General features: G+C 65.1%; 11 protein-coding genes. 7 read left to right on the top strand and 4 right to left on the bottom strand.

Annotated features, from left to right (window positions below; all coding sequences use genetic code 11):
* Nucleotides 1-44: 44 nt before the first annotated feature.
* From LPJ38_RS17400 to LPJ38_RS17370, 7 genes are read left to right on the top strand one after another with little or no spacing between them, the layout of a single operon-like run.
* Nucleotides 45-1,850 (top strand): gamma-glutamyltransferase family protein, encoded by a 1,806-nt coding sequence (locus tag LPJ38_RS17400; RefSeq protein WP_145628011.1) that lies wholly within the window; start codon nt 45-47, stop codon nt 1,848-1,850.
* A 9-nt stretch (nt 1,851-1,859) separates the two neighbouring features.
* Complete coding sequence (locus tag LPJ38_RS17395) at nt 1,860-2,570, top strand: DUF1028 domain-containing protein (protein WP_145628013.1); 711 nt, start codon at nt 1,860-1,862, stop codon at nt 2,568-2,570.
* The gene (locus tag LPJ38_RS17390; protein ID WP_145628015.1) at nt 2,567-3,556 is read left to right on the top strand and encodes an ABC transporter ATP-binding protein; all 990 of its coding nucleotides are present in this window, start codon (nt 2,567-2,569) and stop codon (nt 3,554-3,556) included. The genes LPJ38_RS17395 and LPJ38_RS17390 overlap by 4 nt, the downstream gene beginning before the upstream one ends.
* Nucleotides 3,556-4,662, top strand: coding sequence for an ABC transporter ATP-binding protein (locus LPJ38_RS17385; RefSeq protein WP_167520201.1), 1,107 nt, complete (start codon nt 3,556-3,558; stop codon nt 4,660-4,662). Before LPJ38_RS17390 ends, LPJ38_RS17385 begins: the two co-directional genes overlap by 1 nt.
* Nucleotides 4,663-4,678: 16 nt before the next feature.
* On the top strand, nt 4,679-6,190 hold the full coding sequence (locus LPJ38_RS17380; RefSeq protein ID WP_145628018.1) for an ABC transporter substrate-binding protein: 1,512 nt from the start codon (nt 4,679-4,681) through the stop codon (nt 6,188-6,190).
* A 30-nt stretch (nt 6,191-6,220) separates the two neighbouring features.
* Nucleotides 6,221-7,162, top strand: a complete 942-nt coding sequence (locus tag LPJ38_RS17375; protein ID WP_145628019.1) for an ABC transporter permease — start codon at nt 6,221-6,223, stop codon at nt 7,160-7,162.
* Between the two features lie 3 nt (nt 7,163-7,165).
* Nucleotides 7,166-8,050, top strand: a complete 885-nt coding sequence (locus LPJ38_RS17370) for an ABC transporter permease (protein ID WP_145628021.1) — start codon at nt 7,166-7,168, stop codon at nt 8,048-8,050.
* Here the strand turns inward: LPJ38_RS17370 and cnbZ are convergent.
* The 4 genes from cnbZ to LPJ38_RS17350 are packed head-to-tail and all read right to left on the bottom strand — an operon-like array spanning nt 8,047 to nt 12,484.
* A complete protein-coding gene (gene cnbZ / locus LPJ38_RS17365) occupies nt 8,047-8,793 on the bottom strand; it encodes a 2-amino-5-chloromuconate deaminase CnbZ (RefSeq protein ID WP_145628023.1) in 747 nt (248 codons plus the stop codon). The two genes, LPJ38_RS17370 and cnbZ, sit on opposite strands and share 4 nt — an antisense overlap.
* A 9-nt stretch (nt 8,794-8,802) precedes the next feature.
* Nucleotides 8,803-10,053 (bottom strand): adenylate/guanylate cyclase domain-containing protein, encoded by a 1,251-nt coding sequence (locus LPJ38_RS17360; protein WP_145628024.1) that lies wholly within the window; start codon nt 10,051-10,053, stop codon nt 8,803-8,805.
* Nucleotides 10,050-10,439: a response regulator gene (locus LPJ38_RS17355; RefSeq protein WP_008550277.1), complete on the bottom strand. Its 390-nt coding sequence runs from the start codon at nt 10,437-10,439 to the stop codon at nt 10,050-10,052. Before LPJ38_RS17355 ends, LPJ38_RS17360 begins: the two co-directional genes overlap by 4 nt.
* Nucleotides 10,436-12,484: a sensor histidine kinase gene (locus LPJ38_RS17350; protein WP_145628026.1), complete on the bottom strand. Its 2,049-nt coding sequence runs from the start codon at nt 12,482-12,484 to the stop codon at nt 10,436-10,438. Before LPJ38_RS17350 ends, LPJ38_RS17355 begins: the two co-directional genes overlap by 4 nt.
* Between the last annotated feature and the right edge of the window lie 9 nt (nt 12,485-12,493).

Raw genomic sequence — 12,493 nt, 5'->3', positions numbered from 1 at the left:
CGTGGCCCTGTGATCAATTGCGCGCGTCGCAAACGAGGTACCCCATGGCCAGCAACGTCAATCCCGATCCGTTCACGACGAGGCCGGAGATCGAAGGCACCTTCGGGGTCGTCGCCACCACGCACTGGATTGCGACCGCCGTCGGCATGAGCATTCTGGAAAAGGGCGGCAATGCCTTCGATGCCGGCGTCGCCACCGCCTTCACGCTTCAGGTGGTCGAGCCGCATCTCAACGGACCCGGCGGCGACGTGCCGATCATCGTCCATGACGTCAAGCTTGGCCGCACCGAGGTGATCTGCGGCCAGGGCCCGGCCCCGGCGCGCGCCACCATCGCGCATTACAGGAGCGAAGGCCTCGACATGGTCCCCGGCACCGGCCTGCTCGCGGCCTGCGTGCCCGGCACCTTCGAATCCTGGATGATGCTGCTGCGCGACTACGGCACGATGCGCGTGCGCGACGTGCTGGAGCCGGCGATCTCCTATGCGCGCGACGGCTATCCGCTGGTCGAGCGCGCCTGCGCCACGATCCAGACCGTCGAGCAGCTGTTTCGTCAGCACTGGCCGACCTCGGCCGCGGTCTATTTGCCGAACGGCGAAGTGCCGAGGCCCGGCACGCTCTTCACCAACAAGACGCTGGCCGCAACCTATGCCCGCATTCTCGGCGAGGCCGAAAGCGGCGGCGGCGGCCGCGATGTCGAGATCGAGCGGGCGCGGAAGGCCTGGTCGCGGGGCTTCGTTGCGGAAGCCATCGACAAATTCTGCCGCACGCAAGAGGTCATGGACGTCAGCGGCTCACCGCATCGCGGCGTGCTCTCGGCGGACGACATGGCGCGCTGGCAGCCGACGGTCGAGGCCCCGCTCACCTACGATTATGGCCGCTACACCGTCTGCAAGGCCGGCGTCTGGAGCCAGGGCCCTGTGACGCTGCAACAGCTCGCGCTGCTCAAGGGCTTTGCGCTCGACGGCCTCGACCCGACCGGTCCGGAGTTCATCCATCTCCAGATCGAATGCGCGAAGCTCGCCTTCGCCGACCGGGAAAAATTCTACGGCGACCCCAAGTTCACCGAGATCCCGATCGCAACGCTGTTGTCGAACGCCTACAACGACGAGCGGCGCAAGCTCGTCACCGACAGGGCCTCGCTTGATTTCATCCCCGGCTCCGTTGAAGGCTTTGGCGGCGTGGTCAAGCTGCGCCGCGCAGAAGGGCAGCGCGAAGCGGTCGGTGCGCTTGGCGCCGGTGAGCCGACCGTGGGTCGCTTCGGCGAAGTGCGCGGTGACACCGTGCATTTCGACATCATCGACAAGGCCGGCAACATGGTGTCCTCGACGCCGTCCGGCGGATGGCTGCAGTCCTCGCCGATCATTCCGGAGCTCGGCTTCTGTCTCGGCAGCCGCGCCCAGATGTTCTGGCTGGAGGAAGACCATCCCGCCGCGCTCGCGCCGGGCAAGCGGCCGCGCACCACGCTGTCGCCCACCATGGCGCTGCGCGATGGCGAGCCGTATCTCGCCTGGGGCTCGCCCGGCGGCGATCAGCAGGACCAGTGGATCACGCAGTTCTTCCTGCGCCACGTCCATTGCAACCTCAACCTCCAGGAGGCGATCGACGCGCCGGCCTGGCACTCCGAGCATTTCCCGATCTCGTTCTGGCCGCGCACCGCGCGCCCGGGTGTGCTGGTGGTCGAGAACCGCGTGCCCAAGGCCACGATCGAGAACCTGCGCGAGCGCGGGCATATCGTCGAAGTCGGCCCCGACTGGTCGGAAGGCCGCCTCACCGCGGCCTCGCGGGTTGGCGTTCGCCGCCGCGCCGCCGCCAACCCGCGCGGCATGCAAGGCTACGCGGCGGGACGCTGAGGGCAGCACATGACCTGGTCGATCATCGCGCGCGATCCTGCCACCGGCCAGTTCGGCATCGCGGTTGCGACACGCTTCTTCGCCGTCGGCGCACGTGTCCCGTACATCGCTGCCGGTCTCGGCGCCATCGCAACGCAGGCCTTCGTCAATCCCTATTACGGCATCGACGGCGTCAAGCTGCTACGCGAAGGCCTCAATGCCCACGACATCCTCGCCACACTGCTTGCAACCGACGACGGCCGCGAAAGCCGCCAGATCCATGTCATGGATGCGAGCGGCGAGATCGCCGCGCATACCGGGCGAGATTGCGTCGACTGGTGCGGCCACATCGCAGGCAGCGGCTTCTCCATCGCCGGCAACATGCTGACGGGCGCCGACGTGCTCGACGAGACCGCCAAGACCTACATCGCCAATGACAGCCTGCCCTTCCCGCGCCGCTTGCTCGCGGCAATGCGCGCGGGCGAAGCCGCCGGCGGCGACAAGCGCGGCAAGCAATCCGCAGCGCTGCTGATCCACGCCGAGGAGGAATGGCCGGCGCTGGACATTCGCGCCGACGATCATCCCGATCCGCTCGGCGAGCTCGAGCGGCTCGAGCAGGTCAGCCACGAGCTATGGGTGCACTTCCGCGCTTCGATGCCGACGCGGCAGAACCCGGCCGGCAACACCGATCGCAGCGTCATCGACGCCAGCATCGCAGCAGCGCGCGCGAGACGATCATGAGCGCGGCCCCTCTCATCGGGATTACGGATCTGCGCGTCCGCTTCCACGGCGACGACGGCCGAATCACCCATGCGGTGGATGGTGTCGACCTCAGCGTCGCCACTGGCGCCACGCTCGGCCTCGTCGGAGAATCAGGCTGCGGCAAGAGCGTGACCTCTCTTGCGATCATGGGCCTGCTGCCGAAGCAGAGCGCGGAAATATCGGGCGCAATCCGCTTCGACGGCTTCGACCTGCTGAAGACCTCGGACCAGACTTTGCGCGACTTGCGCGGCAACCGGCTTGCGATGATCTTTCAGGAGCCGATGACATCGCTCAACCCGAGCTTCACCATTGGCGACCAGATCGTTGAGACGATCCTGCGCCATCGCGGCGGGTCGCGGCGCAACGCACGCGAGCGGGCGATCGAGCTGCTGCGCCGCGTCCACATCCCCTCGCCCGAGCGCCGGATCGACGAATATCCGCACAAGCTCTCCGGCGGCATGCGCCAACGCGTGATGATCGCGATGGCGCTCGCCTGCGACCCGAAGCTGCTGATCGCGGACGAGCCGACGACGGCACTCGACGTCACCCTTCAGGCGCAGATCCTGGAGCTGATGCGGGAGCTGAAAGCCGCAAGCGGCGCCGCGATCATCCTGATCACCCACGACCTTGGCGTGGTCGCCGAGGTCTGCGACGAGGTCGCGGTCATGTACGCCGGAGAGATCGTGGAGCGCGCGCCGGTGGACGAATTGTTCGCCGCGCCGCAACATCCCTACACGGTCGGCCTGCTCGGCTCGATCCCGCGGCTCGATCACCGCGCCGAGCAGCTTGCGACCATCGAAGGTATGGTGCCGAACATGGCACAGCCTCCCGCCGGCTGCCGTTTCGCCGCGCGCTGTCCTTTCGTGCTGGACAGCTGCACCAAGGCGCCGCCCCCGCTGATCGAAATCAACCCCGGCCACCTCTCGCGCTGCATCCGCGCGCCGCTCGAATTGTTGGTGGCGTGATGGCGCTGCTCGAGGTCCAAGGCCTGGTCAAGCATTTCGTCGCCGAGCGCACGCTGTTCGGCCGGGCGCTCGCGCATGTCAAAGCGGTCGATGGGGTTTCGTTCTCGCTTGAAGCCGGCAGGACGCTGGCCCTGGTTGGCGAGTCCGGCTGCGGCAAGTCCACCGTGAGCCGCCTGGTCCTGCGGCTGATCGAGCCGGATGCGGGCATGGTCCGCTTTGACGGTCGCGATCTCCTCTCGCTCGATGCCGGAGCCCTCCGCGCCTTCCGCCGCCAGGCGCAGATCATCTTCCAGGACCCATACGCCTCGCTCAATCCGCGCATGACGGTCGGCCAGATCCTCACCGAGCCGCTGGCGCTGCACGGTCTCGTGCCGGCCCTACGGCGACGCGAACGGGTGGCTGAACTGCTCCGGCTGGTCGGTCTCGAGCCGCGGCTCGAGCGCCGCTACCCGCATGAATTCTCGGGCGGCCAGCGGCAGCGCATCGCGATTGCGCGTGCGCTCGCGGTCGAGCCGAAACTGATCATCTGCGACGAGCCGGTCTCGGCGCTCGACGTCTCCATACGCTCGCAGATCCTGAACCTGCTGCGCGAGCTCCAGGACCGGCTTGGCCTTGCCTACATTTTCGTCTCGCATGATCTGGCCGTCGTCAAACACATTGCCGACCACGTCGCGGTGATGAATCTCGGCCAAATCGTCGAGATGGCGGAGGCGGACGCGCTGTTCGCGGCACCTGCGCACCCTTACAGCCGGGCTCTTTTGTCCGCGATCCCCGTGCCTAAACCGCGGGCAAAGCGCAGCCGGATTGTGCTGCAGGGAGAGATTCCCAGCGCGCTGAACCCGCCGCCGGGATGCCGCTTCCACACCCGCTGTCCCTACGTCATCGACCGCTGCCGCAGCGAAATGCCAGAGCTCGTGGCAGATGGCATCGGACATGCAACGGCCTGCCACCGAAGGTCGGAGCTGCCGTCGTCCGCGGCGATCGTGCCCATGGACGGTGGTTTCTCCCCGGTCCTGGAGAAATTGGTCGCAGCCTTCAGCGGCGGGCCGACGGCAGCGCACGGCGCCGGGGCTGGCTCATTGGGGGCGGACTCCGCACCGGCGTGAAACAGAGGTGAGAACGATGAGCATTATGCGTGTGACAATCCTGACGTCGGCATTGCTGGCGTCGCTCATGGGCGCAGCCCAGGCACAGACCACGCTTCGCATCGGGATCGCGGAAGACCCTGATATTCTCGATCCCAGCATCGGCCGTACCTATGTCGGCCGCATTGTCTTCTCCGCCTTCTGCGACAAGCTGTTCGACATCGACGAGAAGCTCAACATCGTGCCGCAGCTTGCGCTGTCTCATGAGACCTCGGCGGATGGCAAGGAGATGACGATCAAGCTGCGGCCAGGCGTCAAGTTCCACGACGGCGAACCGCTGGACGCGGAAGCAGCCAAATTCTCGATCGAGCGTCACATGACGCTTCCGACCTCGTTCCGCAAGTCCGAGCTCGCCAGCGTCGACCACGTCGAGGTGGTCGACCCCCTCACCATCAAATTGGTCCTGAAGACGCCCTACTCACCCCTGATTGCCCAGCTCACCGATCGCTCCGGCATGATGGTCTCGCCCAAGGCTGCGAAGGCGGCCGGTGAGAAGTTCGGCCTGCATCCGGTCTGCGCCGGCCCCTATAAATTCGTCGAGCGCGTTCAGCAGGACCGCATGGTGTTCGAGAAGTTCGCCGACTACTGGAACAAGGACAACATCCACATCGACCGCGTCGTGTTCCAGCCGATCGTCGACGCCACCGTGCGCCTTGCCAACCTGAAGTCCGGAGCGCTCGATCTGATCGAGCGCGTTCTCGCCACCGACATCAAGGACGTGCGCGCCGACTCGCGCCTCGTGCTGTCGACAGCACCCGAACTCGGCTATCTCGGCCTGACCGTCAACATCGGCAATGACAAGAGCAAGGGCCCGCTGAGCCAGTCGGCAAAAGTCCGGCAAGCGCTCGATCTGTCGATCGATCGCGAGGCTCTCAACCAGGTCGTCTTCAACGGCGAATTCACGCCCGGCAATCAATGGGTCAGCCCGACGCATCCCTATTACCAGAATGCATTCCCGGTTCGCGGCCGCGACGTTGCCAAGGCCAAGGCGCTCCTGAAGGAAGCGGGTGTCACCCCACCGGTGACAGTGGACTACATGGTCCCGAAGGGCGCGGAGAACGAGGCCGTCGCCCAAGTCGTGCAGTCGATGGCGGCAGAAGCCGGCTTCGACATCAAGATCCGCGCGGTCGAGTTTGCGACCACCTTCAAGCAGGCCCAAGCCGGCGAATTCCAGGTCTTCCAGATCAACTGGAGCGGCCGGATCGACCCCGACGGGAATTCCTACATCTTCATGCGCAGCAAGGCGCCGCAGAACGACGGAGGTTTCTCCAATCCTGAGGCCGACAAGCTGATGGAGGAGGGGCGAGCAACAGCGAACGTCGACGAGCGCAAGGCGATCTATGCCAAGCTGACCAAGATCCTGCTCGACGACCTGCCGATCATCTACATCTATCACCGCACGCTTCTGATCGCGCACACCAAGAAGCTCGACGGCTATAGGCAGATGCCCGATGGCCTCGTGCGCGTGGTCGGGCTGAAGTTCAAGTGACCTGGCTGCACCTATGAAACGACCGGCGTCATGCTGAAGTTCCTCGCCCGCCGGATCGCGCAGATCGTACCGACGCTGTTCTTCGTGTCGGTGCTGATCTTCTCGCTGCAGCAATTGCTGCCCGGCGATCCCGCGCTGGTGATGGCCGGCGAGGAACGCGACCCCGCCGTGATCGAGCAGATCCGCCAGCAGTACAAACTCGATCAGCCGATCCCGGTCCAGTACGTCTACTGGCTCAAAGGCGTCCTGACAGGCAATTTCGGCGAGTCGCTGCGCAACAAGATGCCGGTACGCGAACTGATCGCGCAGAAGCTTCCGGTGACGCTCCAGCTCGGCTCGATGGCGATGCTGATCGCGTTTTGCATTGGCATTCCCGCCGGCATCGTCTCTGCAGTGAAAAAGGGCACGGCCTGGGATTATGGGGCGAATCTGTTCGCGCTTTGGGGCATCTCGACACCGAATTTCTGGCTCGGAATCCTCTTAATCTTCCTGTTCTCGATCAAGCTCGGCTGGCTGCCGGCTTCGGGCTATGTGCCGCTGACAGAAAACTGGCGCGCGAGTCTCGCCGCCACCATCATGCCGGCCTTCGTGCTCGGAAACGCGATCTCTGCGATTCTGATGCGACATACCCGCAGCGCCATGCTCCAGGTGCTGGAGAGCGACTATGTCCGCACCGCTCGCGCGAAGGGTCTTGCCGAGCGCTCTGTCATCCTCAAGCACGCCATGCGGAATGCGCTGACGCCGATCGTCACGCTTGGCGCGCTCGAGCTCGGCACGCTGCTGTCGGGCGCGGTGCTGACCGAGCAGATTTTCTCCATTCCAGGCTTCGGCAAGCTGATCGTGGACGCCGTCTTCAACCGCGACTATGCGGTTGTGCAGGGCGTGGTGCTGGTGACCGCCACCGTCTACATCACGCTGAACCTTGTTGCCGACGTCGCCTATGTCCTCGTCAATCCGCGACTACGAGGCTAACCCATGACCGACGCCGCCCTGCCCGGTCCCGTCACGCAAGCCTACGAGCTGGATAGCCCGGCGCGCCGCGCCAGGCGGCGGCTGTTCAAGCGCAAGGCAGCGGTGTTCGGGCTTCTCGTGATCACAACCTTCATCCTCCTTGCAGCCGTGGCGCCGCTCGTCGTGCCTTATGATCCCATCGCGACGAGCTGGAGCCTGGTGCGCAAGCCACCGACGACGGCGCACTGGTTCGGCACCGACGAGCTCGGCCGCGACATCCTGAGCCGCGTCGTCTACGGCGCGCGCGCTTCCCTGCTCGCTGGCCTGATCTCGGTCGCGATCGCACTCGGTATCGGCGTGCCACTCGGGCTGCTGGCCGGCTATCGCGGCGGCTTCACCGATGCGCTGATCAGCCGGATCACGGATGCGATGCTGGCGTGCCCATTCCTTATCCTGGCGATCGCGCTCGCCGCATTTCTCGGCCCGAGCCTCGGCAACGCCATGATTGCGATCGGGATCTCGGCCACTCCCATCTTTATCCGCCTCACGCGCGGTCAGGTGCTGGTCGTCAAGGCAGAAGATTATGTCGAGGCGGCGCGGGCGCTCGGCAATCCGCCTTGGCGGATCGCGGTCTCGCATATCCTGCCGAACATCCTGCCGTCGCTGCTGGTGCAGGCGACCCTCTCGATCGCGGCCGCCATCATCGCCGAGGCTGCTCTCTCCTTCCTCGGCCTCGGCCAGCAGCCGCCGGCGCCGTCATGGGGTAGCATGCTCAACGCCGCTCAGCGCTTCCTGACCCAGGCGCCGTGGATGGCGATCTGGCCGGGACTTGCGATCTTCCTCGTGGTGCTGTCGCTGAACCTGCTCGGTGACGGTCTTCGCGACGCTCTCGACCCGCGCCAGCGTTAGATCACGACCTCCCGCATCACGCGGCGGCAATCCATCTCATATTCGAGATCAACCACAGGCGGACGGGCGAAATGCCAAGTCAGGCCGGAGCGCAACGCGCCGCGGCGGACCAGTTCGTCGACCAGCGTGTGGTGGAAGTCGTGCACTGAATAGGCCTGCACGCCGGTGGTATCCTTCCAGCCGAAGCCGAAAGCGGTCATCCGGTTCTCCATCTGCGAGGTCGTGGTGAAGCGCACCTTCTCGCGTAACCCCTCCGGGCTGAGGTCGCGATAGCGCACCGTGCGCTCGACATAGGTCCCGCTGCCTTCCCGCGCCTCGGCGCCACCGGCGATCACGAAGCTCGGCGTGTTTGACCGTGTCGGACGTGTGAAGGAGAACGCGTAGAACGAGGGCTCCGCCGGCGGATCGATCTCGGGACAGACGTTGCTGCGCGCGACCGGATTGGTGGTGCCGTCGAAGATGCCCCATTCCGACAGCGTCTTCACGTAATGCAGGTTGAAGGCACGAAAGCCCTCCTCACTGAAAGCCGCCGGCGAGCGCAGCTCGCAGGCGCAGAACGCCGTCAGCGGGCGTCCCGCCTCCTGGATGAACTTCGCCGCCAGCGCGAACCCTGCCGCAAGCGGCATCAGGCGGTCGAAGCGGACGCGCTCGATCTCGTATCCATCATCTGCGGCAGCACCCGCCGAATACTGAAACACCGACGGAATGAAACGATAATTTCCGGCAGAGAAGTCGCGGATCATGACGAACTCCTATTCCAGTTGGATGCGAATGCCCTTGGCGCCGTTGAGAAGACGCTTCAGGTGAAAGCCCGCCAAGGCATCGTCGGCATGCATGCCGACCAGCGCGGCGAAGGCCGGCATGGCGGCAGCGTCGCCGGCTTCCATCTTGGTGAAAGCCTCGGAATACAGCGCCGCTTCCGGCGCTTCGAATTTCGCCTGCGGCAGCGGCTCGAACGCACGCAGCGGCTCGCTGCGTCCACGCAGCATCAATTCACCGATGGGACGGCCTTGGAAGTTCTCGGCCGACTTGGCAACGCTGGCGCTGACGCAGATGCGCGTTCCCAGATGCTTGTTGGCGGCCTCCAGCCGCGCCGCGATGTTGATGGAATCTCCGTAGGCCGTGTAATCGAAAAAGCGGTTTCCGCCGAAATTCCCGACCAGCGCCGGTCCGGCGTGAATGCCGATGCGAGTCGTGCCGAAGCTTACTCCCCGAGCCTTCTGGCGCACGCAAAAGTCCTGCGCCCAGGCGTCGAGATCATGGGCGCAGGAGACCGCACGCGTCGCAAAATCCGGCTGGTCGCCGGGGGCATTGAACAGAACCTGGATCGCATCGCCGATGATCTTGGCGACGGTTCCCTCATGCGCGAAGACGATCTCGGTCATGCCGCCGACATACTCGTTGAGCAGCGCGCCCAGCGTCTCGGGCGGCGCGCTTTCCACCAGCGAGGTGAACCCGGTGATGTCGGTGAAGATGGTCGCGACCTCGCGCCACTGCACCTCAATCCCCTCGCCTTCGCCGCCGGCCGCGAGACGCTTGGCGAGCTGCGGAGAGAAATGGCGCGACAGCGCAGCGTGGGCGCGCTCGGCCTCCGCCTGGCGCCGGCGCACCTCGCGCAGCATCTCGACGTGGCGAATGGTCTTGTCGATCGTGGCTTCCAGGTCGGCGAAATCGATCGGCTTGGTCAGGAAGTCGAAGGCGCCGCGGTTCATGGCAGTGCGGATGTTGCTCATGTCGCCATAGGCGGAGACGATGATGGTCGACTTCTTGTCCTCGGCCTCCTGGAGCTTGGCGAGCAGCGACAGCCCGTCCATCCTGGGCATGTTGATGTCGGAGACCACCATGTCGACATGCGGGTTCTGCTCGAGCGATTGCAGCGCCTCGAGGCCGTCGCGCGCGAACTTGATATCGATCAGTCCGTCGCGGATCTGCCTGCGGAACTTCTGCAGGATCAGCGCCTCTAAATCCGGCTCGTCATCGACGAAGAGGATGGTCGCAGTCATGCGGCTTGCTCGAGCCTCGTATCGATTTCCTGCCGCAGCAGCGCAAAGTCGATCGGCTTGGTCAGCAGCCCGACGGCGCCGCGCTCGATCGCCTTGCGACGCGTTTCGGCATCGCCATAGGCCGTGATCATGATGACGGGAACGTCCGGATGGGCGGCACGCACCTTGGGCAGCATGTCGAGCCCGCTCATGCCGGGCATGTTGATGTCGGAGAGAATGAGGATCAGCGAGGGATCGCGAACCTCGGCGGCGACCCTGAGCGCATCGGGCGCAGAGGGTGCGAATTCCATCTGGAAGCGGCCGGCGCGCAGCTCGCGCCGGAACTGCTGCCGGAACAGCGCCTCGACGTCGGGTTCGTCGTCGACGACCAGGATGTAAACGTTCAAGTCTTGCCTCCGGAAGTGCCGCCTGCCGCCATCGTGCGCGGCAGCGTGATGATGAATTCGCTGAATACACCTTGGGCGGTGTTCACGTCGATCGTGCCGCCATGCTGCTTCACGACGATATCATGGCTCATGGAAAGGCCGAGGCCGGTGCCCTCACCGGCCGGCTTGGTGGTGAAGAAGGGATTGAACATCTTCTCCTTCACTTCGGGCGGAATTCCGGTGCCGTTATCGCGGATCCGGATTTCGACGCTGCCGCCGAGATCCTTGGTCGCAACGCTCAAGGTGGGCTCGAAGGCGTCGCCCTCGCCCTCCTTGCGCTTGGCCGTGGCATAGAACCCATTCGAGATCAGATTGAGGAAGACGCGCGTAATCTCCTGCGGATAGATGTCGACCACGCCCGCCGCGGGATCGAGGCTGCGCTGGAGCGTGACGTTGAAGGCAGGCCGTTCGGCCCGGGCGCCGTGATAGGCCAGGTTGAGGCTTTCCTCCACGATGCCGTTGATATCGACGGCGCGATGCTCGCCGGAGCCCTCGCGCGAATGCAGCAGCATGTTCCTGACGATGGAATCGGCACGTTTGCCGTGCTGCACCACCTTCTCGAGGTTGCCCCTGAGCATTCCGGTCAGTTCGTCGATCTCCTCCTTCGTCTTGCCGTCCAGTGCGGCCGATCGCAGGGTCTCGGTGAGCTCGTCGATCAGCTCCGTCGACACCGACGAGAAATTGTTGACGAAATTGAGCGGGTTCTTGATCTCGTGGGCGATGCCTGCAGTGAGCTGTCCGAGGGACGCGAGCTTCTCGGTCTGGATCAGGCGATCCTGCGCGGTGCGCAGATCGTTCAGGGATTGCCGGAGCTCTGCGGTACGCTGCTCGACCTTGTTCTCGAGGTCGGCATAGGATTCCTGCAAGCGCGCGCCCATGTCGTTGAACTGGTTGGCGAGGCCTTCCAGCTCGTCCCCGGTTTTGATCGAGATGCGCTGGGAGAAGTCGCCACCGCCGATCCGCTCGGCGCCGCTGCGCAGCGCCTGGATCGGACCGACCATGCGGCGGGCCAGGAATATTCCGGCGAGCACCGCGAAGATCGATGCCGCCAGCAGCACGATCGCGAGCCGCTGCAACGAGGCGTAGAGCGCGGCATAAGCTTCCTCGACCGGCAGCTCGACGAACATGGTCCAGCCCAGCGGCTGGATCGGAGCCGAGGCCGTCAAGACCTTCTGACCCTGGATATTGCGCGCTTCCTCGATCACAACCGGCATGGTGCCGCCGGCGGCCTGTGCGGCGCGGACCTGTGCGAGGCCGGACATGTCGGTATTGCGAAGAACGAGACTGATATCCGGATGCGCGATCAGGCGTCCCCCCGGTCCGACCACGTAAGCGTGCCCGTGCTGGCCGACCTTGATCTGGGACACGACGTCCCAGATCAGCTTGAGATTGACTTCCGCGATGCTGACGCCGGCATCCTTGCGCGCGCCGGCTAGCGCCAGCGTCATGTAGGGCTCGGAATCCCTACGGAAATAGACCGGCCCATAATAGACCTTGCGCGCGACCGCATCGGTGAATTTCGGATCGCTCGACAGATCGATCCCGCTGTCGAGCGCGTCCATCGCCAGCCGCGAGACCCGCAACCGCTCCTTGCCCGTCGAGTCCACCTGGGCGAGCTCGGTAATGGCAGGCACCTGGCGCAAAAGGCGCAGCGCGTCGAAGCGGCGTTGCTCGATCGAGCCGCCGGACCAAGGCAGTTGCGTGGTCCAGCCGAGCTGGCTCTCGATCTCCTTGACGAACTGGCCAATCTTGGCCGCGGCCGCCTCGGCCTGCTCGTGCTGGACCCGGATCAGCGAAGCCTTGTGCTCGCGATAATAGAAGAAGACCTCGAACAGGCCGTTGGCCAGCAGCGCGATGGCGACGACGGCCACGAACAGCGCGACATATTTGGTGAATAGCCGAGTCCTGACTCCCTGCCCTGTCGTCGCGCCGGCAGCGACGCCCGCCGGTGCCGCGCTCGGCAGCGTCCTGGCTCGCGGGGCATCGGGATGGAGGGAGAGGCTCATCCCCGGAAC

The organism is Bradyrhizobium daqingense, assembly GCF_021044685.1.
Classification (GTDB): Bacteria; Pseudomonadota; Alphaproteobacteria; order Rhizobiales; family Xanthobacteraceae; genus Bradyrhizobium; species Bradyrhizobium daqingense.
The sequence above is the reverse complement of the archived record's forward strand: the minus strand, read 5'-3'. Positions and strand labels throughout refer to the sequence as shown.